We start from the raw sequence: 23587 nt of genomic DNA, 5'->3' as shown, positions 1-23587 counted from the left end.
CCCGTTGCGTTTCGTCGCGGAACGGTAATCCGCCCGGCGGTTTTAATCGTCACAATCTAACACTAAAAAAACTTGCGCAGCGCCGAACGCTGTCGAACGGCATGACGGGCGCCACTGCGAAGAAAACGAGCGAACTGCCATCTAAGTCTGTTTAGCCCGATTGAGAGTTGCTGGCTCCCGAAATAGGTAATTCCCTCGTCGTCGCCATTTTGAAGCCTTTCATTGGCAATATTATTACCCCGCTGATTTTAATAAGCACGAGGCCGCGACTGGCGGATCCAACCGCGCATTCGTCCGCAATGACGCGCGACTGTCCACGATCGGGCAAGGTGGGGCATCGATCCATCAGGCTCCATTGTCATATAAAAGTGACAGTTCGCAGTGATTTCGAGACACGAGCGGCAAGTTCGGTCGGGCGTCGTCGGTTCAAGTTGTTTGACAACATGGCGAGGCCGATGCTACCGTGAGCGCCCCATTGCGCTCGCCAGGCAGGAGGCGTCATGAACGTAGCCTCTCTGCTTGACGCCGAATTCGCCGCCTCGGTCATGGCGGTGCCGCCGCTGGCGCGCCGCGCGGACTATACGCTCGATCCTGCTGCGAATCTCTCGCTCATCCGCGCCATATAGAAGCCGGCGGCGTGCGCACTTGCTATATGGCGGCAACGCGAACCTCTATCACACCGCCGTCAGCGAATAGCGGGACCTGCTGGACCTACTTGCCGACGCCGCGAGCCCCCGCACGCGCGTGATCCCGGCCATCGGCCCAGACTTCGGGAAAATGCTCGATCAGGCGCGCATCCTCGCGCAAACCCGGTATCGGACCGCGATGGTGCTGCCGTTCGGCGGCTTCACGACGCCCGAGGGCGTCGAGGCGGCGCTCACGAGACCGCGCAACGGCTATACGACGCCCTCTTGCCGCTCGAAACCCTGCGCGACGACATCTCGCTGATCCGCGTGCTTCACGATGCCGTCACGTTCGCGCAAATCGCCGACATGGGCCCGATCCTGCCACTGCTAAGTTCGACGCCGCCCCAACATCATGCGAAGATCGACGCTGGCGCGCGAGCACTGCTTGCGCTGGAGCGCGAGTTTGCCCAACCCCCTTCATCAATCTCCGAACCCCACTCACCAGCATGACCGACAACAGCCGACGCTATCCCGATCCTTCCATCCGCGTATTCGATCCGCGCTTCAAGTCGTTGATTCTTGCCTCCGCTTCAGTCGAGTGTCTGTACCAGGGCGCGCGCTGGTCGGAAGGCCCGGTCTGGTTCGGCGATGGCCGCTATCTGCTGTGGAGCGACATTCCCAACGATCGCATCCTGCGCTGGGACGAATCGAGCGGCACCGTCAGCACGTTCCGGCAGTCGTCGAACAATGCGAACGGCCACACGCGCGATCGCGAGGGACGCCTCGTCAGTTGCGAGCACCTCACGCGCCGCGTGACGCGCACCGAATACGACGGCTCGATCACCGTGCTCGCCGACCGTTATCAAGGCAAGCGTTTCAATTCGCCGAACGACGTGATCGTGAAGTCGGACGGCTCGATCTGGTTTACCGATCCGACCTTCGGCATCGACGGCTTCTACGAAGGCGAGCGTCAGACGTCGGAGCTGCCGACGTGCGTGTACCGCGTCGACGGCCAGTCCGGTGAGGTGTCGATGGTCGCCGACGGCGTGCTCGGCCCAAACGGCCTCGCGTTCTCGCCGGACGAGGCGGTGCTGTACATCGTCGAATCGCGCGGCGAGCCGCGCAAGATTCGCGCGTTCGATGTGGGCGTCGATGGCGCTGCACTGTCGAACAACCGTGTGCTGATCGACGCGGGTCCAGGCACGCCGGACGGCTTTCGCGTCGACGTCCACGGCAATCTGTGGTGCGGCTGGGGCATGGGCATCGACGAACTCGACGGCGTACGTGTCTTCACCGCGCAAGGCGAGCCGCTCGGCCACATTGCGTTGCCGGAGCGTTGCGCGAACGTGTGCTTCGGCGGGCGTCATCGCAACCGGCTGTTCATGGCGGCGAGCCACGGCCTGTATTCGCTCTATGTGAATACGCAGGGCGTGCAAGGCGGCTGAGTGCGAATCGGTGTGAGCAGACGCGCGTGGGCGCCGGCGAGCGCGCCACGCATTCTCCGGTTGCTTGACAACGAATCGTCCGATCTCGTCACCGGCTTCGGGTTTGCCCCTGGATGCGGCGCGCTCTGCTTTAATCGATAAGGATTCCCCGCAAAAACGGCGGTTTTCACGCACTGCGCGCCCTCGCGAGTATTTGCTTGACATCGGCTGTTCCGCTTCGCTATGTTGCGTTGGTAGAGAGACACCGCCCGCGGCGCACCTGACGGGCGGACTTCCATACCAAGAAGCGAGGAGACGCAATGACTGTTTCGCACGGGTTGTCGCTCAAGCTGGTGTCCGTATGTCTCGCGGCTAGCGCCGCATTCGCATCCGCCGCGCACGCGGCCGATCCCGTCACGATCAACATCGTCGACGTGGCCGGCGATCTCCAACTCACGCAAAAGGGTTTCGAGGCCTTCAAGGCGAAGTATCCGAACCTCGTCGCCAATCTCACGTTCACCAACGCGCCCGCTCCGCAATTGCCCGGCAAGATCAAGGCGATGCAGGGCGCGGGCCGCTCCGATATCGATCTCGTACTGACCGGCACCGACGCGCTCGCGGCCGGCATCGAACAGAATCTGTGGATCAAGCTGCTGCCCGACAACGCGGCGCAGTTTCCCGGCGTGCTCGACAAATACGCGCCGGGTCCGCGCAAGATGCAGGACCTCGCCCAAGGCTATGGCCTCACGGTCGCGTATATGCCGGCCGGTCCGCTGCTCGAATACAACCCCGCCAAAGTCAGCGATCCGCCGAAGACGCCCGAGCAGCTTCTCCAATGGTGCAAGGCGCATCCGGACAAGCTGATCTACGCACGGCCGGCGAACTCCGGTCCGGGCCGTACGTTCCTGATGGGCTTGCCATACGTCCTCGGCGACAAGGACCCGCAGGACCCGATTCACGGCTGGGACAAGACGTGGGCCTTTCTCAAGCAGCTGAACGATTGCATTCCTTACTATCCTGGCGGCACCTCGGCGGTGATGAAGGAACTCGGCGAGGGTACGCGCGACATGACCGTCACGGTGACGGGCTGGGACATCAACCCACGTGCGCTCGGCATCGTGCCGGCTGAATTCCGCGTGCAGGCGTTCGACAACATGACATGGGTGAACGACGCGCACTACATGGTGATTCCGAAGGGCGTGCCGAAGGAAAAGCTCGACGTCATCTACAAGATGATGAACTTCATGCTCGAACCGGCGCAGCAGGCCATGACCTATGACGACGGCTATTTCTATCCCGGCCCGGCGATCAAGGGCGTGAGCATCGAACAGGCGCCCGCGCACAGCCAGGAGGTGCTGAAGAAGTACGGCCGCCCGGAATACGCGAAGCTGCTGGCTGACCGTCCGCATGCGTTGCCGTTGAATGCGTCCGCGATGGTTGCGGCCTTCAGGAAGTGGGATGCCGAGGTCGGCGCACAGAAGACCAAGTAGTCCGCGCATCCAGCCATGCATGCCGTCGCGATTCGCGCGTGACATGTCGGGAGGAGCATTCACCGACACGTCACGTGTACCAGGAAACCTCCATGAAGCATCACTTTGAGCGGTTGCGGCTCGACTCGGTGAGCCGCAGTTTCACGAATGCGCAAGGCCACGCGATCGCGGCGCTTCAGGAACTCGATCTGACGATCCAGCGTGGCGAATTTATCGCATTGCTCGGGCCATCCGGCTGCGGTAAATCGACGGCGCTCAATTGCATTGCCGGCTTGCAGCCGTTGACGGGCGGCGGCATCTGGCTCGACGACAAACGCATCGACGTGCTGCCGCCGGAAAAGCGCGGCTTCGGCATGGTGTTTCAGAACTACGCGCTGTTTCCGCACATGAGCGTGCTCGACAACGTCGGTTTCGGTTTGAAGATGCGCGGCGTCGGCAGAAGCGAAACGACGCGCCGCGTGCGCGAGGCATTGCAGCTCGTGCAACTGGTCGGGCACGAGCACAAGCTGCCCGGCCAACTGTCCGGCGGCCAGCAACAGCGCGTGGCGATTGCGCGCGCGATCGTGATCGAGCCGCCCCTGATCCTGATGGACGAACCGCTGTCGAATCTCGACACGAAACTGCGCATCGAGATGCGCGCTGAAATTCGCCGCATTCATAGCCAGCTCGACCGCGCGACGCTCTACGTGACGCACGATCAGGACGAAGCGCTGTCGATGGCGGACCGCATCGTCGTGATGAAGGAGGGCGTGGTGCAGCAGGTCGCCACACCGAAAGAGGTCTACACGCGGCCGCACAATCTGCATGTCGCGCGTTTCATGGGTTATCGCAACGTGGCCGAATTCACGCTCGAAGGCACGCAGGGCGAGGGCGTCGCGGTGAGCGCGAACGGCGTGCGTCTGATCGGCACGCCGATGTCGGGCTTCGACAGCAAACGCGTAAGCGTCGCGCTGCGTCCCGAGGATATGGAGCGCGCCGCGCCCGGCGCGGACAACGCGTTCGACGCGCTGGTCGACGCGGTCGAATACGGCGGCCACGATTCGCTGCTGCGTGTGAAGACCGCATTCGGCGACGTGTGGGCGCGCATCGTCGGCGAATTCGTGGCGGGCGAGCACATCAGTTTGCGCGTGGCGCCGTCGCGTGTGCTGGTGTACGACGCCGAGGCCGCATGAACACGCCGACGTTGTCGCCGCCTGCTTCGCCGCCGCTCGCGTCGCGCGACGCCAAGGCATGGCTGGTTACGCCGGCGTTGCTGTTCATCGTCGCGATGTTCATCTATCCGTTCGCGTACGGCCTCGTGCTGTCGTTCCGGCCGATGAACGGCGGCGGCTTATGGGCCAACTATCTGACGTTCTTCACCGACACGTCGATGTGGCCGACGATTCTCGTCACCCTCAAGCTCGCGGTGCCCGCGACGCTGATCAACGTCGGCGTGTCGGTGCCGGTAGCGTTTGCACTGCGCCGCTACTCGCGCTATCAGAAGATCGTCACGACGCTGCTGGTGATTCCCGTCACGCTCGGCACCGTGCTGATCGCCGACGGCATGTTGACCTACTTCGGCCCCAACGGCTGGTTCCCGCAAGCGCTGCAAGGCCTGCATCTGTACACGCGCGAAGTGCGCCTCACGCACAACTTCTGGGGCGTGCTGATCTCGCTGATCGTCTCGGGCTTTCCGTTCGCGTTTCTGTTGACGCTGTCGTACGTGACCGGCATCGACCCGACGCTCGCGAGCGCGGCGGCGACGCTCGGCGCGAGTCCGTGGCAGCAGTTTCGCCGCATCTATCTGCCGCTGCTGGTGCCGGGGCTGACAATGGCGGCGTGTCTGTCGTTCGTGCAGGCGTTCTCGGTGTTTCCGTCGGCGGTGCTGCTCGGCGCGCCCGCGGGTCCGACGCGCGTGATGTCGATCGCCGCCGCCGAAGCCGCGTTCGAAAGCTACGACTATTCGCTCGCCTCCGCGATCGCGATGGTGATGGGCTTCGTGCAATTGCTGGTGGTCGCCGCGCTGCTGGGCGCGCGCCGCTTCTTCTACAGCGGACCGGCAAGCGGAGGCAAAGGCTGATGACGAGCGAACGTCGTGCGGCACAGCCCGCGTGGTCCGGCTCCGCTTCGAAAGACCACGGCGACGGCGCGCGCGAGCCCGTCAAGCGCGCAACGCAGCGCGCCGGCGTGGCGGGCCGCGTGTGGCGGGTGCTGGTGTGGGCCGTGATGGTGTTTTTCCTGCTCAACGTGGTGCTGCTGATCGCGACCGTCGCGGTCAATTCGGTGGCGACGCGCTGGTTCGGCACCCTGTTGCCACAAGGCTTCACGCTGCACTGGTATGCCCAGGCGTGGAGCGATTTCCAGCTCGCGAGCGTGCTGTGGGTGACCGTCGAGGTGGTCGGCGCGGTCGTGCTGCTGTCGGTGCTGCTAGGCGTGCCGGCGGCATACGCGCTCGCCCGCGTGCAGTTTCGCGGCAAGCGCCTCGTGATGCTGATCTTCCTGCTGCCGTTGATGGTGCCGCCCGTCACCTACGGCATTCCGATGGCGACCGTGATGTACAAGATCGGTCTCGCCGGTACGCTGAGCGGCGTGATTCTCGCGAACCTGGTGCCTGCGCTGCCGTTCGTGATTCTGGTGATGACACCGTTCATCGAGCAGATCGACCCCAATCTTGAAGCGGCGGCGCGCATTTTCGGCGCCAACACGTTCCGCTACTTCCGCTACGTACTGCTGCCGCTGCTGGTGCCCGGCATGCTCGCAGCGGGGTTGCTGGTGCTGGTGCGCACCATCGGCATGTTCGAACTGACTTTCTTCACCGCGGGGCCCGCTACGCAGACGCTGGTGGTCGCGTTGTACTACGCTGTATTTTCAACCGGCGTGCGCGCTCCGCAATCGATCGATGCGATGGCGATGATCTACATGGCGATCACGCTGATCTGGGTGCTGATCGCGCTGCAATTTGTCAGTCCGACGCAAATCGTGTCGCGCGTGAAGGAGCAGAAGCGCTGAAGCACTCCCGACGCTATTCGTGGAGCCGACGTTGACGAAGAGAAAGACCCCCGAGGAGCTGCGCAGCCACCGCTGGTACGGCGCGAACGATATGCGTTCGTTCGGTCACCGCTCGCGCACCGCGCAGATGGGCTACAACCGGGAGGAATACGCGGGCAAGCCGGTCATCGCGATTCTCAACACGTGGAGCGAGATCAACGCGTGCCACACGCATTTCAAGCAGCGCGTCGAGGAAGTGAAGCGCGGCATCTGGCAGGCCGGCGGCTTTCCGATCGAGCTGCCGGTGCAGACGCTGTCCGAGCCGTTCCAGAAGCCCACCACGATGCTGTACCGCAACTTCCTCGCGATGGAAGCCGAGGAGACGTTGCGCTCCTATCCCGCCGACGGCGTCGTGCTGATGGGCGGCTGCGACAAGACCACGCCCGCTTTGCTGATGGGCGCGATCTCGATGGACCTGCCCGCGATCTTCCTGCCCGCCGGCCCGATGCTGCGCGGCAACTGGCATGGCGTGACGCTCGGCTCCGGCTCGGACGTCTGGAAGTACTGGGCCGAACTGCGTGCCGGGACGATCACGCAGGACGACTGGCAGGGCATCGAAGGCGGCATTGCGCGCTCGCCGGGGCATTGCATGACGATGGGCACCGCCTCGACGATGACGAGCGCGGCCGAGGCGCTCGGCTTCACGCTGCCCGGTTTCGCGTCGATTCCCGCAGCGGATTCGCGTCATGCGCAGATGGCGGTGCAGACCGGCATGCGCATCGTCGACATGGTGTGGGAGGATCTCAAGCCTTCCGACCTCATCACAGCCGGCTCGGTCGATAACGCCGTGACCACCTGTCTCGCGCTGTCCGGTTCGACCAACGCGATCGTCCACATGATCGCGCTCGCGCGCCGCGCGGGCATCGCGCTGACGCTCGATCGCTACGACGACATCTCGCGCCGCACGCCGGTATTGGCCAACATCCGGCCGACCGGCGCGTATCTGATGGAGGACTTTTTCTACGCGGGCGGTCTGCGGGCGCTGCTCGCGGAGCTGGGCGAGCTGATCGACGGTTCGCAGAGAACCGTGAACGGCCGCACGCTCGGCGAGAACCTCGCAGGCGCGCGGATTTTCAACGACGAAGTGATTCGCCGCCGCGACAAGCCGCTCCTGCCTGACAGCGGACTCGCGGTGCTGCGCGGCAATATCGCGCCCGACGGCGCGGTGATCAAACCCGGCGCGGCCGAGCCGCATCTGCTCGTGCATACCGGCCGCGCGGTGGTGTTCCAGGACTATAACGACCTGGCCGCACGCATCGACGACGAAGCGCTCGACATCGACGAGACCTGTGTGATCGTGCTCCAGCATGCGGGGCCGGTGGGCGCGCCGGGCATGCCCGAGTGGGGGCAACTGCCGATCCCGCGCAAGCTGCTGCAAAAGGGCGTACGCGACATGGTGCGCATCTCGGATGCGCGGATGAGCGGCACGAGTTACGGCGCGTGCGTGTTGCACGTCGCGCCGGAGTCGTTCGTCGGCGGGCCGTTTGCGCTGGTGCAAAACGGCGACACGATCGAGCTGGACGTGCCCGGGCGCAGACTCAACCTGCTGGTGTCGGACGAGGAACTGGCGCGCCGCCAGGCCGCGTGGGTCAGACCCGCGCCGCGTTTCACGCGCGGCTATGGCGCGATGTATCAGGTGCATGTAATGCAGGCGAATCAGGGCTGCGACTTCGACTTCCTGCAACGCGGCGGCGCGCTTGCCGCGCCGCAAGCGGACAAGCCGGGCGAGCCGGAGATTCACTGAGGATCTGGCAGGCGGGTCGCAATGCAACGGCTTTATCGAGGGCTGTCGGCAGAGCAGTGCAGCCGCCACAGAGCGGCAACACTTCGAGAGGGACGCGCGATGCGGCGAGACCGCATCGCGTGATTCCCCCGACGTTCAATACCCCACGCGATACACCCGCCCCGTCTGCGCGCCTTCCACGCTGCGCACGTAGGCGAGCGCGGCGCGTTGTGCCGTCACCGGCTCGAAGCCGCGGAAGTAGGGCGCGTAAGCGTCCATGGCTTCGGTCAGCACGGTCGGGCTCACCACGTTGATGCGGATGCCGCGCGGCAATTCGATCGCCGCGCCGCGCACGAATCCTTCGAGCGCCATGTTGACCGTGGTCGCGCTGGCGCCGAGGCGAATCGGTTCGTCGGCGATGATGCCGCTCGTCAGCGTGAACGAGCCGCCGTCGTTCACGTATTGCTGTGCGGCCAGCACCACGTTGATCTGGCCCATCAGCTTGTCGCGCAGACCGACCCAGAACTGTTCGATGCTCATATCCGGCAGCGGCCCGAAGTGCACCTTGCCGGTCGCGGTGACCACGCCGTCCACCTTGCCGATTTCGCGAAAGAGCCGCTCGACGCTCGCCGGGTCCGTGATGTCGGCGCGATACTGCCCGCGCGTCGCGCCCACTTCGATCACCCGGTGACGCGCCTGCAACGCCGCGCTGACGGCTTGGCCCAGCGTGCCGGTCGCACCGATCACGACGATTTTTTTCATCTGCTGCTCCGTTGAGCGTGGTTGATGTGGCTCGATTGTGGCGGGGATCGGCGTGGAGAAAAAGCTGCGCTGGCGCCCAGGTCCCGCAACCCTGAGTTTCGAATCGACGTAAAGCAAGGCGCGCACCATTATTTCAAACGGTGCGCGCGATGATATTCAATGATTAATAGGAATAAGCGCGTGGATTCAAACGCCAGGGGACTCCCTGCCCGCGTTTATTTCACCCGATGCAATTCGATCACGCGTGTGGGCCGAAAATGATTCAGCGCGTAATGGATGCGGCCGCGATCCTGGCGGCTGCCCACGGGACGTGGATCGTCGAATTGATGATCGGCCGAGTAGGCGCCTTGTGGTTCGATCATGCCTTTGTCGATCACGGTGTAGCCGGGTTCGAGCGCGAGCAGCAGGTGGTTGCCGCCAACCCGGCTGTCGAAGCCGGCCATGCCGTCGAGCGCCTCGGGCACGCTATTGTCCAGCGATGCGTTACTGGTGGTGATCTCGTCGGGCGAAATCGGGCGGTAACCCGCGATGCGCGCGGCTTCGAGGTTTTTGCCGTCGGTGTCGACCGTGCTGTCGTGCGTACGGTCGTTGTGCAATTCCGCCGAGCTCGGGCCGCTTGCGGCCGCTTGCTTCGCGACGTCTGCTGGCTTGTCGATATCGCTGTTCATCATGCGTTCTCCTTGAAGAGGACATGGTTGAAGGTCAGCAAAACCCATACCGCCCGGCACGACGCCTGTGTGCACGTGACTTGCAATGCGCATACGCCACGCTTGCAAGGCGATGCATGTGAGGACATTTCACCTGGCGATTGCGTCGGCGATTCTTTTCGTTTTTTTTAATGGACGCGTATTTTCTACAGAGTATGATCTTACTCCGACGAGCGAAGCGCGGTTAAATTGACGAAAGGGCCCCGACTAACTCTTCATGGTCGGAAACAACGAATGAAAGGCCGCGCTATTCAAAACATTTTTACGGGGCGTCAGGGCGGGTGACTCATGCACTTCGATGCTGCATTCACACATCGCGGCTACTTGTTGAATTGCGCGCCTGCGCGCGCCGGCGATGGCACTTGGCAACCGTATGTGGTGATCTCGCGGTCGAGCGACGGCGAGCTGGTCGCCAACCGATTCTTCCCTAACGAGCTGCGCTTCCCCGACGAAGGCGCCGCCATCGCCCATGCGCGCGACTGGGCGGTGCGCTGGATCGACGCGAGCAGCGTGACCATCTGAAGAAGCGCATGCATGGCACGGCACCGCGCGGCATGAGCGCACGCGAGCCGCATGCCAGCCAGCGCGCCACGCTGCGCGGGCCGCGGCAAAACGCGGTAATCTCTCGGCATAATCCATCACCTCGAACCGTGCTCGCCGCATGGCGTCGTTCTTCTATGCCTAACGTGCCTTCCCACAACTGGGGTCTCGAACAGATCGTCGCGGACCTGCGCGCCTCGCGTGAACAATTGCATCGCACGCGGCATCCGCTCGGCATTCGCGAGCTGCCTTCGCGCGACGCGGTGGTCAACATCGTCGCCGGCCTGCGCGCGTCGCTGTTCCCCACGCACTACGGCGCGCCCGATCTGACCGATGAAACCGTCGATTACTACGTCGGCCACACGCTCGAGAGCACCTTGCGTTTGCTCGCCGAACAGATTCGCCGCGCGCTGCGATTTCTGCCAGAGTACGCCGCAACCTCCGATGCGGAGCTGCGGGAGCAAGCGTTCGGTGTCGCGCGCGAATTCGGCACGCAGTTACCGGGGATTCGCGCGCTGCTGGTCAGCGACATTCAGGCAGCCTTCACCGGCGACCCGGCCGCGCAGCACATCACCGAAATTCTGCTGTGCTATCCGGGCGTGTGGGCGATGACTCACCACCGGCTCGCGCATGCGCTGCATCGGCTCGGCGTGCCGTTGCTGGCGCGTTTCATCAACGAGATCGCGCACTCGGCGACCGGTATCGACATTCACCCGGGCGCCACGATCGGGCCGAGCTTCTTCATCGACCACGGCACGGGCGTGGTGATCGGCGAGACCGCGATCATCGGCGAGCGTGTGCGGGTGTATCAGGCGGTCACGCTCGGCGCGAAGAGCTTCGCCGCCGATGGCGACGGCGCGCTGATCAAGGGCAATGCGCGCCATCCGATCGTCGAGGACGACGTCGTGATCTACGCCGGCGCGACCATCCTCGGGCGGGTGACGATCGGACGCGGCTCGGTGATCGGCGGCAATGTGTGGCTCACGCACAGCGTGCCGCCGGGCAGCAGCGTGTCGCAAGGCAAAGTGCGTGAAGGCGAGCGCACCGACGAGAGCCGGCGATGATGCGCGCGGGGGATGGCCCCTGCGGCTCGTGCGGCTCCAGCCACAACAACTGAGGCACGACTCATGCCGCGCGGCCGCGTTCACATGCCTCGCTGCGCGATTGCCGGCGTCGAAGCGACGCTGGCCGATACGGCGCATTCGTTTCCGCGCCATTCGCACGACCGCTTCGGCGTCGGCGTGATCGTGCGTGGCGGACATCGGTCGGCGAGCGGGCGCGGCGTCGTCGAAGCGCGCGCGAACGACGCGATCACGGTCAATCCAGGCGAGGTCCACGACGGCAGCCCCCTCGACGAGCGTGGCCGCGCGTGGCGCATGTTGTATTTCGAACCGTCGATGCTGACGTGCGCCGCGACCGAGTTGACGGGCGCAGCGGCGCGTGAGATCGAACTCACGCAGCCGGTGGTTCACGATCCGCTGCTCAGGCATTTGTTCGAGCGGTTATTTGCGGTGTCGGTGCAGGCGCAGTCGGCGCCCGACAATCTGCTGACGGAAGAGGCGTTGCTCGAACTCCTCGGGTATCTGGTCCACACCCACGCGACCCGGCCGGCGCATACGCCCGCCGTTCATGCGCACGGGCCGATTGCGCGAGCGAAAGCGCGCATCGACGATGATCCTGCTGCCACGCTCACCTTGGCCGACCTTGCCGCCGACACCGGCCTGAGCCGTTTCCAGTTGTTGCGTGGCTTCGCGCACGAGATGGGCTTGCCGCCGCACGCTTACCGGATGCAGCGGCGCATCGCGCTCGCGAGGCGCTCGATCGCGCGGGGCGCGACGCTCGCCGATGCGGCGGCAGCGGCCGGCTTTGCCGATCAGAGCCACATGACGCGGGCCTTTGTGCGCCTGCTGGGCGTGACGCCCGCGAACTATGCGGCTGCGATGCGGTGACGCTTAGCCCGTGCGCAGATAGCGCAGCAGTGACAGCTCATGCGCGCCATGCCACCAGACATGCTCGCCGATAAACCAGGCCGCGGCCCACGAAGCCGCTACCACGATCAGGTCGCAGTGCCCGCTCTTCCACAGATTCAGCGAATGCCGTCCGGCAATCCACGGCACGCCTAGCGGATTCGGCCAGTCGGCCAGCAGATGCATGAGGCCGCCGCACGCGAAGCCGAATGCGGGCGCGGCATAGATCGAATGTCCGAGCCAATGATAGGAAATCGCGAGCAGCGCGAGCCACCCCACACCCCAATGCGTCAACGTGCGATGCGTGATCCACAGACGCCGCGCGCGCGACCACCACGCCACCTCCAGCCAGTCCGGCGCGGTGCTGCCGGCGAGCCCGGCGAGGAAGCTCGACAGCACGCCGAGATGATACGGATCACCCTCGCCGATGTGCGCGACGATTGCCGCCGCGATGACACCGGCTGCAAAACCGGTCGCGTGATGTGCGTTGCTGGAGGCCATGAAACTCGCGGCGCGCCGCGCCGCGTCAAAGACGAAGGGCGGCTATGTTCGCAGATGAGCCGACAAAAAAATAGCCGCCGCGCGAGATAAAAAATTCGCGTGGCGGCGTGGCCTTCACAACCCGAATGCGTGAGCGGAATGTCAGGTGGCGCAGCGTGCGATGTCGAAGCGCATCTCTTCTTCCGGCGGATCGTCCGGCGCGTTCGCGGGGCGCATCACCTTGATGACCGAACCCGCGTTGAGCGGCGTCAGTGTGACGAAATACGAGTTGTTCGAATCCGAGCCGACGGCGAGCTCAGTCGCCGAGCCGACTTGCGACACGCGCACGCGCGGCAAACGGTCCTTGAGGCATTGGGCGATAGAGGCGGGGGCGCGTTGCGACGACACGTACAGCAGCGGCACGGATGCGTCGCGGGCAGGGCCCCTGGACGTACCGCAAGCGGCGAGAGCAGCAATGACGGCAACAGCGGGTGCTAACAGGAGAAGTCTTTTCATGGTCCGATCGTCGGCGTCCCCGGTCGTTCGTGGGGACTTGAGGCGCGGGCGAAGCGCCATGCATTTTCAGCACAACGTGATGCTTCGCGACGAAGCCGCCGGGCTACCGCAGCGACATCGCGGTGGCCGGGGCGGCGTGCGCCAGTATACCCACCGCGCGCCGGCGTCGTCATTTCGCGCGGTGGCGAGACCCGTTGATCGCCACGATGTCGAATCGTTAGTGCGATAAAAAAACCCGCGATGTGATCGTGTCACGCGCGGGTCGAAATGCAGCGGGAAAGGATAGATTCGCGCCGCGGGTACTGCGTGGAGAACTTAGAAGCGGTGACGCAGACCGACGGCCGCGGCGACCTGATTGCCCGTCGACGACGGCGCCAGCGTATTGATTGCCGCGACGTTCGCGCCGAAGTTGCCGAGCTCGCCCGACGCATGCTGGTACACGCCTTCCACATACACGTCGGTACGCTTGCTCAGCGCGTAGTCGCTTTGCAGCGACACCGTGTGCCACTTCGGATCGCCGGTGCCGTTCGAGCCCGTCATTCTACCGTCGGTGAACGTGTACGCCGCCGCGAGGCTCAGCGCCGGCGTCAGTGCATAACGGCCGTTCAACTCGTAGTTGTCGAGGCGCAGGTTGGTGCCCGCTACGCCCGGCAGCGTGACGCCGCCCACATTCACGCCGCTGATGCCGTCCAGTTGCGTGTGCGTGTACACGAAGCCGGCGGTGGCCGGGCCGTACGTATAGTTGAGGCCCGCGCCGAACGAGCGCTGCAGGTTCGCGGCGATCGCCGCGGTGCCGTTGCCTTGCGATACGGCGCCGCCCAGGTTCGAGCTGCCCGAATTGTTCAGTTGCAGGTACGAGGCCGCGAAGTTCAACGGGCCGTTGTCGTACGAAGCGCCGGCGCTCCATGCACGGTTGTTCGCGAACTGGCCAGCCGCATTGCTGAAGCCATACAGGCCGCCGAACGTCAGCCCCGCGTAATTCGCGCTCGTGTATTTCACCGCGTTCTTGACCGAGAAGGACGCGTCCAGATTGTCGTTGTCGAACGGGTGAGCGGCGAGGTTGTTGCCGTAGCCCGCGCCCGTAGCGGACAGCGGCGACAGGTAGTCGACCATCGAATCATATTGACGGCCGAGTGTCAGCGTGCCGTACTGATCGCTCTGCAGCCCAACGAAAGCCTTGCGATTGAACAGCGTGCCGCTTTCCGAGTTCTGGCCGTTGTTCAGATTGAAGCCGCTTTCCAAGGTGAAGATCGCGTGCAGACCGCCGCCGAGGTCTTCGCTGCCGCGCAGACCGAAATAGGTGTTCGACATCGAGCTGCTGCCTTGTTGCCAATTGCTGTGGCCGCCCTGGTTGTTCGAATACACGAGGCCGGCGTCCAGCGAGCCATACAACGTGACGCTGCTCTGTGCGTGCGCGGTGACCGCGAACGCGCCCATGAGGCCGGCTGCGATGAGGGTTTTTTTCATGTTCAGATAACTCCGGGACAGTGCGTGGAGAATCGCATTCGAGTACTTACAGCCGATGGCGCCGGCTGCCTGACGATTCGCAGCGAAGTGTATTCCTGCCATTCAGATCTTTAATCTCATAAGACACAACAATGAATTCTCAAATCCGTAATGGCCGATCTGGATTTGCATAAGTGCGGGAAAAATAAAAGAAAAACTTCCTGTTTAGGAAATTGAAATGGGCAGGTCAATAGCAGTGGTGTTGCTGGCTCGCGACGCGTCCGCTCAGCCTGTCCTGGCGGGTATTACAACGTATTGCCGAATGAATGATGATTTATTCCTTTTTCTGCAATGAACTCTTCCGGATTGCATGGTCTATCTTGATCGATTGCGGCTCTACAATTCCGTATCCCTCTGACCAAGGGTGTCTTTTTTCATTTCTACGCGCGGCTTTCGGGTCGCGTCTTTTTTTATAAGCTTTTTATAATGGCTTAATAAGGTCCGGCGAATAAGGAAGTAATGTATTTCGCTGGACAATGGGTTCGCCACGACTTGTCCGTTCGTCAGAGGGGCGCGGCCAGCGCGCGCAGGGCAGGTAGAATCGCGTGCTTGAGATGTGTTTTTGCCCCGCGAACCTGAGTGAACCTGTAATGACCGATACACCCCTTCCATCGTCCGACGCCGCTGCCGATTTCACGACGGAAGGCTCGCCCGGGCTGGACGAAAGCGTCCATGAAGCGCGTCTGTGGCGCGACGACGGCTGGACCGCGCGCGTCATCAAGAATGAAGACGACGAAGGCTGGGCCGTCGAAATGATCAAGGACGGCGAAGCGGAACCCGCGCTCGTCGGACCGTGGACGATGGGCCGCAACAAGAAAGATCCGAAGCCGCTCGACACCTCGGCGTTCAACACGCTAGTGAAGACCGCGTCGGAAGTGCTGCGCCGTCATGAGCAGCAACTGCGCGCGCAATTGCATAAAGAAGTGCGGGTCGCGAGCGCCGACGGGAATGACGAACTCGACATCACGCTGGACATCGTCCCCGATGAACTCGAGCCGTACGCGCTGCTGACCGCGCTCGATGCGTTCGGCGAACAGCTCGCGCAGGTGCAGGTCGCGCCCAACTTCAAGCTCAGCAAGGCGAGCGCGGCGGCGTGGGTCGAAAACGAGTTTCGTCGTCCGGGCTAGGGGCGCGCGGTTCGGCCGCGGTTGCCGCGCTCGAACCTCAACTCCGCTTGCAGAAAATCGCCGTGATGAGCGGCGCCACGTGATGCACGATCGCCGTGCTGCCGGTTCCGGCCAGCGCGTTGCGCACTTTGGCTTCGCTGCCGAACACCACGACGCCGTAGGCCGAGCGTGCGAGCGGCTCGCCATCGCCGACGCGAAACAGCGGATCGTCCTTTTCGAAGCCGACCACCGCGAACACATGAAAACCGAACGCGCTCAGATCGGCGCCGGACGCCGGCGAGAATGCGTTGATCGAATTCGGTTCAACGCGCGTTGGTTTCGGGTCGATGAGTTCCTGCTGCGCGAGGTCGGCGATGAACTGATGGCCGCTCTGATTGCAGGTGAGCGCGGTGTCGAGCGACGCCGCGAAACCGCGCATCGGCAGCGCGGCCGCCAGAAGCAGAAGTGCAGAAGAAATAAAACGTTTCATAAGCGGTGAGTCGCGCCGGGTTCGATGTCGTGGTTTTGCAACGCGGGGCGGCGCGGGGTTTAGACCGAAAGACGTTGCGTATCGAAGGGATTCCGCGTGACAGGCGCAACTGGATTCGCACTGTATCGCGATTCGGCAAATCTTGCTTTGCGTTGGACACACGCCGGTAACGAACGCGTCTCAAAGAAACGTACGGGATGAAAGCAATATTTTATGATCCCGTATATATTTCCGGGTTATGACTTCGCAACCCCAAACTCCAAATAACGTCCCGCCGCCTCGCACGTGGGACGCCCGGCTCGCCCGCCGGCTCGTGACTCCGCTGGTGAACACCTGGGTTACGCCGAATCACCTTACCACGCTGCGTCTGCTGATCGGCGTGGCAGGCGCGCTGTGCCTCGCTCATGGCGAATTCGCGTGGGCGAATGCGGGCGCGCTGCTGATCGTGTTGTCGAATTTCGTCGATCACACGGACGGCGAACTCGCGCGCATCGGCGGCAAGTCGAGCCGGATCGGTCATTTTTACGACCTCGCGTGCGACGCGCTCGTCACCGTCATGCTGTTTGTCGGCATGGGCGTCGGCGTGGGCGCCTCGCAGATCGGTGGGTTGAAGGTCGCGCCGGGTGTGCTCGGTGCCGTGGCCGGCGTGGCGGTCGCGCTGATCTTTTTCCTGCGCATGCGCATCGAGGAAATGGCGGGCAAGGCGGGCACCAGGCAGGCATCGGCCGGCGGCTTCGAAACGGAAGACGTGCTGTACCTGCTGCCGATCGTCACCCTGACGAACGTCGTGATGCCCTTCGTGGTGGTTGCCTCGATCGGCGCGCCGCTCTTCGCCGCGTGGGTCGTGATCGACTACTGGCGCGTTGCGCGCCGCACCGCGGGGGCTTCCGAAACCAGTCAAATGTGGGCTAGCGAATGAGTACGCACGCCGAAGACGACGTGATCGCAGCGGTCTCCGCCGACGCTGCTTGCGCTGCGGCGCCGGGCGCGCCGAATGCCGACCGCGCGGTCGCGAACCGCACGCGCACGTTCGACACCCCGCGTCTGCGCAAAGACTTCGCCGCTCAGGACGCGTTCCTCTATCTGGAAGACTTTCTCGCGCCGGAAGTCACGGCGCAGCTCATCCACAGCGCGCGTGCGCTGCTCGACGAGGTGAACCGCAACTACCTGCCGGGTCACAAGCAGGGCGGCAGCGTCAGCCGGCACACGATCGACCGCCTCGCGCCGTTCATCGCCGAGTTGTATCGCTCGAAGGAGCTGATCGGCTGGCTCGAACAACTGAGCGGCGACAAGCTGCAGGTCTCGCCGCTCGACGACCCGCATGCGTACGCGCTGTACTACTACACGCGGCCGGGCGACCACATCGGCTGGCACTACGATACTTCGTACTATGACGGCCGCCGCTACACGCTGCTGCTCGGCGTGATCGACGACTCGTCCTGCCGGCTCGACTACGAATTGCACACGCGCAATCCGGACGTGCCGGATCAGCCGGGCTCGGTGCAGATTCCGCCGGGCGGCCTCGTGTTTTTCGACGGCGACAAGCTGCGCCACCGCGTCACGCCGGCCGGCGCGAACGAGATGCGCGTGTCGCTTACGTTCGAATACGTCACGGACCCGAACATGCGGCCGTGGCGCCGCTTCATCTCGAACATGAAGGACGCCATCGCGTACTTCGGTTTCCGCCAGGTGTTCCGTCAACTCGCCGCGCGCGGCAAGGACCGCGCATGAGCCGCGCGGCCCTGCTTCTGCTGTCGATCGGCACGGCGCTGTTCGTCGGCCTGCTCGCCTGGCAGGGCTTCGGCTCAGTGGCCTCGACGCTGCTCGCGGCCGGCTGGGGGCTCGCGCTCGTCGCGGCGTTCCACGTCGTGCCGCTGGTGCTCGACGCCGCCGCGATCTCCGTGTTGTTCGAGCGCCGCCGCGATGGCGCGCATCGCGATCTGTCGTTGGGCGACGCGCTGTTCGCGCGCTGGATCGGCGAATCGGTGAATAGCCTGTTGCCGGCCGGACAGATCGGCGGCCCGGTCGTCATGGTGCGGCAACTCTCGCAACGCGGCATGCGCATGCGCGATGCCGCCGCAGCGATCACTGTCAGCACGACCGCGCAGGCGCTCGCGCAAATCGTCTTCGCACTGGGCGGGCTGCTGCTGTTCGGCGCGTATGCCGCGAACGGCGCGCTGCACGACCTGCAAACCGCGACGCTGATCGCCACCGGCGTGCTCGGCGCGATGATCGCCGGCTTCTACTATGCGCAGCGGCGCGGCCTGTTCGGCCGGCTGCTCGGCGTGGTCTCGAAGGTCTTCGGCAAGCGCGACTGGTCCTCGCTGATGACGCGCGCGGAAGCCGTCGACGCCGCCGTGCAGGCGTTGTACCGCGAGCGTTGCAAGGTGGCGGCGAGTTTCGCGTTGAGTCTCGTGGGCTGGATCGTCGGCACGGTCGAAGTGTGGCTCGCGCTGCGCTTTCTCGGCCATCCGGTCGACTGGATCGACGCGCTGTTGCTCGAGAGCATCGGGCAGGCGATTCGCGGCGCGGCGTTCATGATTCCGGGCTCGCTCGGCGTGCAGGAGGGCGGCTATCTCCTGCTCGCGCCGCTGGTCGGATTGCCGCCGGATGCGGCGCTGGCGTTGTCGCTCGCCAAGCGTGCGCGCGAAATCCTGCTCGGCTTGCCGGGGCTGGTGGTTTTGCACTTCAGCGAAAGAAGCTGGCAACGGCGGCGCGCCACGGCGCGCGTGCCGGTTGCCGATTAATCTCCGTATTTTTTCAAAGGACCGCGCATGCGTGCCATCATCCTCGCGGCGGGCCTCGGCCTGCGTCTTCAGCAACCGCCGCAAGCTCAGTTCCCGAAGTGTCTGTTGCAGTTCGACGGCATGAGCCTGCTCGAACGGCATCTGCAGATGCTCGAAACCGCCGGCGTGACCGACGTCGTGCTGGCGCTCGGCTTTCAGCCGGAATCGGTGCAGGCGGAACTGGAGCGCATCAACTGGCCGCACAAGGTGGAAACCGTGCTGAACCCGCGCTTCGATCTGGGCAGCGTGCTGACGGTGCATACGGTGGCCGACGCGCTCACGCGCGGTGGCGACGTGCTGCTGATGGACGCCGACGTGCTCTACGACGAACGCATTCTGAGCGCGCTGGTGGCGGGAGAAACGGTCAACCGCCTGCTGATCGACCGTGATTTCGAGGCTGGCGACGAGCCCGTCAAGCTGTGTCTGAAAGACGGCGTGCCGGTCGAATTGCGCAAGCAGCTCGCGGTCAATCTCGAGTACGACACGATCGGCGAGTCGGTCGGCTTCTTCCGCTTCCGCCAGGAAACCGCGCAACGTTTCGCCGAGATCGTCGCGGGCTATATCGACAGCGGCCGGGCCAACATGCCGCACGAGGAAGCCGTGCGCGACCTGTTGCTGGAGCGCAGCCAGGTGTTCGATACCGCCGACGTGACCGGCGCGCCGTGGATCGAAATCGACTTCCCGAACGATGTTGCCCGCGCGGGCACTGAGATCCTGCCGCAACTGCAACCGCTCGTCAGCGCGTCGCGCTAAGCGGCTTGCGCCGGTAGCCCGCTGCATCCCGCTGTATCGCGAAGGTGAACCGGCTGTACGCCGCTTCACCTTCGTTGCGTTGTGCCCACCCGCCGCAGGACGCACGACGCAGTTGCGCACGTGCGCTGCGTAACTGCACGAAAGCCCTCGCGCACCACCCCATGTCGCCGCTGCAATGCCATAATCGACGCTTTACCTCGACGGCCTAGCAGCCCGTCGTCATGCCAATGCCTCTCGCTTTAGGCGCCTTCATCGTTCCGCTGATCGTTGCGTGCGCGATGTTCATGGAAAACGTGGACGGCACGGTCATCGTGACGTCGCTGCCGGTTCTGGCGCGCGATCTCGGCCAGGATCCCATCACCCTCAAGCTCGCGGTCACGGCCTATGTGATCGGCCTCGGCGTGTTCATCCCGATCTGCGGCTGGGTGGCCGACCGCTTCGGTTCGCGCACGGTGTTTCGCACGGCGATCGGCGTTTTCATGGCCGGCTCGCTGATGTGCGCGGCCTCCACGTCGCTCGGCACCTTCGTGGTCGCGCGCTTCGTGCAGGGTATCGGCGGCGCGATGATGGTGCCGGTGGGCCGCATCATCATTTTTCGTTCGGTGCCGAAGTCCGAGTTCATTCGCGCGGTCAACTATCTGACGGTGCCGGCCTTGCTCGGGCCGGTGGTCGGACCGCCGCTCGGCGGCTTCATCACGACGTATCTGCACTGGCGTCTGATCTTCGTCATCAATATTCCAATCGGTCTGCTGGGCATCTGGCTCGCGAACAGGCACATCGCCAACGTGCGCGAAGCGCATCCGGGCCGGCTCGACTGGACCGGCTTCCTGCTGTCCGCGAGCGGCGCGTCGCTGTTCATGCTGGGGCTCTCGCTGGTGGGCGGCGAACTGGTGCCGACGAGCGCGTCGATCGGCATGTGCGTGGCCGGTGTGGTGCTGCTGTTGCTGTACGCGCTATACGCGAGCCGTGTCGAATTGCCGGTGCTCGATCTGCGGCTGCTGCGCATTCCGAGTTTTCATGCAAGCGTGCTGGGCGGTTCGCTGTTTCGCATCGGGCTCGGGGCGGTGCCGTTTCTATTGCCGCTCGCGTTGCAGGAAGGTCTGGGCATGACCGCGTTCAGAGCGGGGTCGATCACCTGCGCATCCGCGTTCGGATCGATTTTCATGAAGGCGGCGGCGTCGCGCATTCTCGGACGTTTCGGCTTTCGCACCGTGCTGATGTTCAACGCGGCTTGCGCGGGCGCAGCCATCGCCGTGTACGGGTTGTTCTTTCCCGGCACGCCGCACTGGCTGATCTGGTGTGTCGTGCTGTTCGGCGGCTTCTTTCCGTCGTTGCAGTTCACGTCGCTGAACACGTTGGCGTATGCGGATATTCCGAGCAGCGACGTCGGCCGCGCGACGAGTGTGGCGAGCGTGATCCAGCAGATTTCATTGGGACTCGGCGTGACGATTGCGGGTATCGTGCTGCAGATTTCGCACAACGTGCAGGGCCATTCGAGCATCGTGTTCTCGGACTTCTGGCCAGCGTTTCTCGTGGTCGGCCTGTTCTCGGTCATGTCGATTCCGGTCACCGCGCGTTTGCCGCGAGATGCCGGCGATGAAATCGCACGGGGTAGTCGCGGGCGTGCGTGAAGGGTGAACGGGTGACGTGGTCATTGGCGATGGCGTTGCGTTTCCGGCCGCATCGACGCCTCAGCGTTGCCGCCGATGATCGATGCGTCCGCTACTTCGTCTCTCCCGGAGTCACGCCGCCGTCACCCCCTGCGATGCGCTCGCGGTATCCCTTTTTTGTGTACCGCAACATGCGCCCTACGAATTGTTGCGACTTCGCAAAGCGTCACTTCGCATGTTATAAGCCCAAGGCAGCTTGAATCGTCGTCAGATGAAACAGTCGTCCTGGGGGTATTCAATGAGGTTGTTCCGCAACGCCAAAGCTTCAGCCAGCGGATTCGCGCTGGTCGCACTCGTTACCGTATCGGCTGGTTTCCTCGAGGCCACGCCGGCCATTGCGAAGGCGCCCGAGAAAGCGCAGCCCGCTATTCTCACCGCCTCCGCGATCGCGGTGGCCGACAAGTACAGCGCCGACGCCGCCGAGCAGATCTTCAAGCAAGGCGGCAATGCCGTCGACGCAGCCGTCGCGATCGCCTTCACGCTTGCCGTGACGTATCCGGAAGCGGGCAACATCGGCGGCGGCGGTTTCATGACGCTCTATGTCGACGGCAAACCGTACTTCCTCGACTATCGCGAGCGCGCGCCGCTCGCCGCGACGAAGAACATGTACCTCGACGATAAGGGTGAGGTCATCAAGGGCATGAGCCTGTTCGGCTATCGCGCGGTGGGCGTGCCGGGCACCGTCGATGGCATGTGGCAGGCGCAGCGCCGCTTCGGCAAGCTCAAGTGGAAGCAGGTGCTCGCGCCGGCGATTCACTACGCGCGCGACGGCTTCGAAGTCAGCGAGCAATTGCAGGAGCGTCGTGACGCGGCCGCGAAAGACTTCGCGGGCAAGACCAACTTCGACACGTACTTCGCCAATCTGAAACAGGGCGTCAACTTCAAGCAGCCGGATCTCGCCGCGGTGCTGCAGCGCATTTCGGATCAGGGCGCGAAGGATTTCTACTCGGGCAAGACGGCCGATCTGATAGCCGCGTCGATGCGCGGTCATGGGCTCATCACGAAGGCCGATCTGCAGCAGTACAAAGCCGTGTGGCGTGAACCGATCCAGGCCGACTGGAACGGCTATCGCGTGTACACCGCGCCGCCGCCGAGTTCGGGCGGCATCGGCCTCGTGCAACTGTTGAAGATGAAGGCCGACCTCGCGCCCGACTTCAAGGACGTGCCGCTCAATTCGCCGCAATACGTGCACTTGATCGCCGAGATCGAGAAGCGCGTGTTCGCCGACCGCGCGCAGTATCTCGGCGACCCCGACTTCTACAAGGTGCCGGTCGCGCAATTGACGAGCGACGCGTACATCGCCCGGCGCGCCGCCGAAGTCAATCCGAACGCACCGTCGGACACGAAGAGCGTGCAGCCGGGTCTCGGCACCAACATGCCGGAGAAAGCGGAGACCACGCACTTTTCGGTGATCGACAAGTGGGGCAACGCGGTCTCGAACACGTACACCATCAACGGCTATTTCGGCTCGGGCGTGGTGGCGGACCGCACTGGCATCGTGCTGAACGACGAGATGGACGACTTCTCCGCGAAGCCGGGCGTCGCGAACATGTTCGGTGTGGTGGGCAGCGACGCGAATTCGATCGAACCGAAAAAGCGCCCGCTCTCGTCAATGAGCCCGACGATTCTGACGAAGGACGGCAAGGTCGCGCTCGTGATCGGCACGCCGGGCGGCTCGCGCATCTTCACGTCGATCTTCCAGGTGATCAACAACGTGTACGACTACGACATGCCGTTGCCGGAAGCCGTCGGCGCGATGCGCTTTCATCATCAGCTGTTGCCGCCGAACACGATCTTCTGGGAGCCGTACAAGCCGATCGACGGTGAACTCGCGCAGCAGATCGAAGCGAAGGGCTACACGCTGAAGGGGCAGGATTTCAGCGGCGACATCCAGGCGATCAAGGTCAACGGCGATACGCCGCAAGCGGCTGCTGATCCGCGTGGCCGTGGGGTGACGCGGGTGATTCAGTAAGCGTTGGGGTTTGGGGCCGCCGGGTGTTGGCGGCGGCCGCTT

22 protein-coding genes and 1 pseudogene are annotated in these 23587 nt (G+C 64.0%); 17 read left to right on the top strand and 6 right to left on the bottom strand.

Translation table 11 applies throughout. The features are described from left to right. Nucleotides 1-500 precede the first annotated feature (500 nt). From ACZ9H4_RS02085 to araD, 7 genes and pseudogenes are all read left to right on the top strand, one after another. Nucleotides 501-1136 (top strand): annotated as a pseudogene (locus ACZ9H4_RS02085) (hypothetical protein). Next, a complete protein-coding gene (locus ACZ9H4_RS02080; RefSeq protein ID WP_476118118.1) occupies nucleotides 1133-2071 on the top strand; it encodes an SMP-30/gluconolactonase/LRE family protein in 939 nt (312 codons plus the stop codon). The pseudogene ACZ9H4_RS02085 and the gene ACZ9H4_RS02080 overlap by 4 nt, the downstream one beginning before the upstream one ends. A 299-nt stretch (nucleotides 2072-2370) precedes the next feature. Continuing rightward, nucleotides 2371-3540, top strand: coding sequence for an extracellular solute-binding protein (locus tag ACZ9H4_RS02075; RefSeq protein ID WP_408139359.1), 1170 nt, complete (start codon nucleotides 2371-2373; stop codon nucleotides 3538-3540). Between the two features lie 92 nt (nucleotides 3541-3632). After that, on the top strand, nucleotides 3633-4712 hold the full coding sequence (locus ACZ9H4_RS02070; RefSeq protein ID WP_476118117.1) for an ABC transporter ATP-binding protein: 1080 nt from the start codon (nucleotides 3633-3635) through the stop codon (nucleotides 4710-4712). Continuing rightward, nucleotides 4709-5599 carry an ABC transporter permease gene (locus tag ACZ9H4_RS02065; protein ID WP_408139355.1) on the top strand — a complete coding sequence of 297 codons (891 nt, stop codon included), beginning with the start codon at nucleotides 4709-4711 and terminating at the stop codon, nucleotides 5597-5599. Before ACZ9H4_RS02070 ends, ACZ9H4_RS02065 begins: the two co-directional genes overlap by 4 nt. Further along, nucleotides 5599-6528, top strand: a complete 930-nt coding sequence (locus tag ACZ9H4_RS02060) for an ABC transporter permease (RefSeq protein WP_408323746.1) — start codon at nucleotides 5599-5601, stop codon at nucleotides 6526-6528. Before ACZ9H4_RS02065 ends, ACZ9H4_RS02060 begins: the two co-directional genes overlap by 1 nt. A gap of 31 nt (nucleotides 6529-6559) precedes the next feature. Then, nucleotides 6560-8311: an L-arabinonate dehydratase gene (gene araD, locus ACZ9H4_RS02055; protein ID WP_476118116.1), complete on the top strand. Its 1752-nt coding sequence runs from the start codon at nucleotides 6560-6562 to the stop codon at nucleotides 8309-8311. Between the two features lie 135 nt (nucleotides 8312-8446). Here the strand turns inward: araD and ACZ9H4_RS02050 are convergent, their stop codons facing one another. Together ACZ9H4_RS02050 and ACZ9H4_RS02045 are read right to left on the bottom strand one after the other, a co-directional pair. Further along, nucleotides 8447-9052, bottom strand: coding sequence for a short chain dehydrogenase (locus ACZ9H4_RS02050; protein ID WP_476118115.1), 606 nt, complete (start codon nucleotides 9050-9052; stop codon nucleotides 8447-8449). Between the two features lie 215 nt (nucleotides 9053-9267). Further along, nucleotides 9268-9720, bottom strand: coding sequence for a DUF3005 domain-containing protein (locus ACZ9H4_RS02045; protein ID WP_408139564.1), 453 nt, complete (start codon nucleotides 9718-9720; stop codon nucleotides 9268-9270). A 327-nt stretch (nucleotides 9721-10047) separates the two neighbouring features. On the opposite strand from ACZ9H4_RS02045, the gene ACZ9H4_RS02040 reads away from it, so the two are divergent. From ACZ9H4_RS02040 to ACZ9H4_RS02030, 3 genes are all read left to right on the top strand, one after another. After that, the gene (locus ACZ9H4_RS02040) at nucleotides 10048-10281 is read left to right on the top strand and encodes a hypothetical protein (RefSeq protein ID WP_121323556.1); all 234 of its coding nucleotides are present in this window, start codon (nucleotides 10048-10050) and stop codon (nucleotides 10279-10281) included. Between the two features lie 155 nt (nucleotides 10282-10436). Next, nucleotides 10437-11363 carry a serine O-acetyltransferase EpsC gene (epsC, locus tag ACZ9H4_RS02035; RefSeq protein WP_476118114.1) on the top strand — a complete coding sequence of 309 codons (927 nt, stop codon included), beginning with the start codon at nucleotides 10437-10439 and terminating at the stop codon, nucleotides 11361-11363. Nucleotides 11364-11426: 63 nt separating this feature from the next. Next, the gene (locus ACZ9H4_RS02030) at nucleotides 11427-12248 is read left to right on the top strand and encodes an AraC family transcriptional regulator (protein ID WP_476118113.1); all 822 of its coding nucleotides are present in this window, start codon (nucleotides 11427-11429) and stop codon (nucleotides 12246-12248) included. A gap of 3 nt (nucleotides 12249-12251) precedes the next feature. On the opposite strand, the gene ACZ9H4_RS02025 is transcribed toward ACZ9H4_RS02030, so the two are convergent. The 3 genes from ACZ9H4_RS02025 to ACZ9H4_RS02015 all read right to left on the bottom strand — a co-directional run bounded on the left by ACZ9H4_RS02025 (nucleotide 12252) and on the right by ACZ9H4_RS02015 (nucleotide 14729). Beyond that, a complete protein-coding gene (locus ACZ9H4_RS02025) occupies nucleotides 12252-12767 on the bottom strand; it encodes a metal-dependent hydrolase (protein WP_476118112.1) in 516 nt (171 codons plus the stop codon). A 141-nt stretch (nucleotides 12768-12908) separates the two neighbouring features. Further along, nucleotides 12909-13262 carry a sugar ABC transporter ATPase gene (locus ACZ9H4_RS02020; RefSeq protein WP_476118111.1) on the bottom strand — a complete coding sequence of 118 codons (354 nt, stop codon included), beginning with the start codon at nucleotides 13260-13262 and terminating at the stop codon, nucleotides 12909-12911. 315 nt (nucleotides 13263-13577) lie between these two features. Then, nucleotides 13578-14729, bottom strand: a complete 1152-nt coding sequence (locus ACZ9H4_RS02015; protein WP_408139339.1) for a porin — start codon at nucleotides 14727-14729, stop codon at nucleotides 13578-13580. A 629-nt stretch (nucleotides 14730-15358) separates the two neighbouring features. Between ACZ9H4_RS02015 and ACZ9H4_RS02010 the strand changes: the two genes are divergently transcribed. Further along, a complete protein-coding gene (locus ACZ9H4_RS02010; protein ID WP_121323551.1) occupies nucleotides 15359-15895 on the top strand; it encodes a hypothetical protein in 537 nt (178 codons plus the stop codon). Nucleotides 15896-15932: 37 nt separating this feature from the next. Here ACZ9H4_RS02010 and ACZ9H4_RS02005 read toward each other — a convergent pair whose 3' ends face one another. Then, entirely contained in the window at nucleotides 15933-16364 is a 432-nt protein-coding gene (locus ACZ9H4_RS02005) for a hypothetical protein (protein WP_408139337.1), read from the bottom strand. Nucleotides 16365-16602: 238 nt separating this feature from the next. On the opposite strand from ACZ9H4_RS02005, the gene ACZ9H4_RS02000 reads away from it, so the two are divergent. From ACZ9H4_RS02000 to ggt, 6 genes are all read left to right on the top strand, one after another. After that, entirely contained in the window at nucleotides 16603-17283 is a 681-nt protein-coding gene (locus ACZ9H4_RS02000) for a CDP-alcohol phosphatidyltransferase family protein (RefSeq protein WP_408323752.1), read from the top strand. Next, the gene (locus ACZ9H4_RS01995; RefSeq protein ID WP_408151891.1) at nucleotides 17280-18095 is read left to right on the top strand and encodes a HalD/BesD family halogenase; all 816 of its coding nucleotides are present in this window, start codon (nucleotides 17280-17282) and stop codon (nucleotides 18093-18095) included. Before ACZ9H4_RS02000 ends, ACZ9H4_RS01995 begins: the two co-directional genes overlap by 4 nt. Further along, nucleotides 18092-19111 carry a lysylphosphatidylglycerol synthase domain-containing protein gene (locus tag ACZ9H4_RS01990; RefSeq protein ID WP_408139331.1) on the top strand — a complete coding sequence of 340 codons (1020 nt, stop codon included), beginning with the start codon at nucleotides 18092-18094 and terminating at the stop codon, nucleotides 19109-19111. The genes ACZ9H4_RS01995 and ACZ9H4_RS01990 overlap by 4 nt, the downstream gene beginning before the upstream one ends. A 27-nt stretch (nucleotides 19112-19138) precedes the next feature. Next, nucleotides 19139-19903 carry a phosphocholine cytidylyltransferase family protein gene (locus tag ACZ9H4_RS01985; RefSeq protein ID WP_408139329.1) on the top strand — a complete coding sequence of 255 codons (765 nt, stop codon included), beginning with the start codon at nucleotides 19139-19141 and terminating at the stop codon, nucleotides 19901-19903. Between the two features lie 227 nt (nucleotides 19904-20130). Next, the gene (locus ACZ9H4_RS01980; protein ID WP_408152122.1) at nucleotides 20131-21534 is read left to right on the top strand and encodes an MFS transporter; all 1404 of its coding nucleotides are present in this window, start codon (nucleotides 20131-20133) and stop codon (nucleotides 21532-21534) included. Between the two features lie 277 nt (nucleotides 21535-21811). After that, nucleotides 21812-23545 carry a gamma-glutamyltransferase gene (gene ggt, locus ACZ9H4_RS01975; protein ID WP_408139327.1) on the top strand — a complete coding sequence of 578 codons (1734 nt, stop codon included), beginning with the start codon at nucleotides 21812-21814 and terminating at the stop codon, nucleotides 23543-23545. Nucleotides 23546-23587 lie beyond the last annotated feature (42 nt).

This window comes from Paraburkholderia sp. TE9906 (assembly GCF_056279605.1).
Note: the sequence above shows the minus strand (reverse complement) of the source record. Positions and strands in the feature narration are given on the sequence as shown.

Coding starts and splice junctions, on each gene's coding strand:
- ACZ9H4_RS02080 (WP_476118118.1), top strand. CDS start 1,133: ATGACCGACAACAGCCGACGCTATCCCGATCCTTCCATCCGCGTATTC.
- ACZ9H4_RS02075 (WP_408139359.1), top strand. CDS start 2,371: ATGACTGTTTCGCACGGGTTGTCGCTCAAGCTGGTGTCCGTATGTCTC.
- ACZ9H4_RS02070 (WP_476118117.1), top strand. CDS start 3,633: ATGAAGCATCACTTTGAGCGGTTGCGGCTCGACTCGGTGAGCCGCAGT.
- ACZ9H4_RS02065 (WP_408139355.1), top strand. CDS start 4,709: ATGAACACGCCGACGTTGTCGCCGCCTGCTTCGCCGCCGCTCGCGTCG.
- ACZ9H4_RS02060 (WP_408323746.1), top strand. CDS start 5,599: ATGACGAGCGAACGTCGTGCGGCACAGCCCGCGTGGTCCGGCTCCGCT.
- ACZ9H4_RS02050 (WP_476118115.1), bottom strand. CDS start 9,052: ATGAAAAAAATCGTCGTGATCGGTGCGACCGGCACGCTGGGCCAAGCC.
- ACZ9H4_RS02045 (WP_408139564.1), bottom strand. CDS start 9,720: ATGAACAGCGATATCGACAAGCCAGCAGACGTCGCGAAGCAAGCGGCC.
- ACZ9H4_RS02040 (WP_121323556.1), top strand. CDS start 10,048: ATGCACTTCGATGCTGCATTCACACATCGCGGCTACTTGTTGAATTGC.
- epsC (WP_476118114.1), top strand. CDS start 10,437: ATGCCTAACGTGCCTTCCCACAACTGGGGTCTCGAACAGATCGTCGCG.
- ACZ9H4_RS02030 (WP_476118113.1), top strand. CDS start 11,427: ATGCCGCGCGGCCGCGTTCACATGCCTCGCTGCGCGATTGCCGGCGTC.
- ACZ9H4_RS02025 (WP_476118112.1), bottom strand. CDS start 12,767: ATGGCCTCCAGCAACGCACATCACGCGACCGGTTTTGCAGCCGGTGTC.
- ACZ9H4_RS02020 (WP_476118111.1), bottom strand. CDS start 13,262: ATGAAAAGACTTCTCCTGTTAGCACCCGCTGTTGCCGTCATTGCTGCT.
- ACZ9H4_RS02015 (WP_408139339.1), bottom strand. CDS start 14,729: ATGAAAAAAACCCTCATCGCAGCCGGCCTCATGGGCGCGTTCGCGGTC.
- ACZ9H4_RS02010 (WP_121323551.1), top strand. CDS start 15,359: ATGACCGATACACCCCTTCCATCGTCCGACGCCGCTGCCGATTTCACG.
- ACZ9H4_RS02005 (WP_408139337.1), bottom strand. CDS start 16,364: ATGAAACGTTTTATTTCTTCTGCACTTCTGCTTCTGGCGGCCGCGCTG.
- ACZ9H4_RS02000 (WP_408323752.1), top strand. CDS start 16,603: ATGACTTCGCAACCCCAAACTCCAAATAACGTCCCGCCGCCTCGCACG.
- ACZ9H4_RS01995 (WP_408151891.1), top strand. CDS start 17,280: ATGAGTACGCACGCCGAAGACGACGTGATCGCAGCGGTCTCCGCCGAC.
- ACZ9H4_RS01990 (WP_408139331.1), top strand. CDS start 18,092: ATGAGCCGCGCGGCCCTGCTTCTGCTGTCGATCGGCACGGCGCTGTTC.
- ACZ9H4_RS01985 (WP_408139329.1), top strand. CDS start 19,139: ATGCGTGCCATCATCCTCGCGGCGGGCCTCGGCCTGCGTCTTCAGCAA.
- ACZ9H4_RS01980 (WP_408152122.1), top strand. CDS start 20,131: ATGCCTCTCGCTTTAGGCGCCTTCATCGTTCCGCTGATCGTTGCGTGC.
- ggt (WP_408139327.1), top strand. CDS start 21,812: ATGAGGTTGTTCCGCAACGCCAAAGCTTCAGCCAGCGGATTCGCGCTG.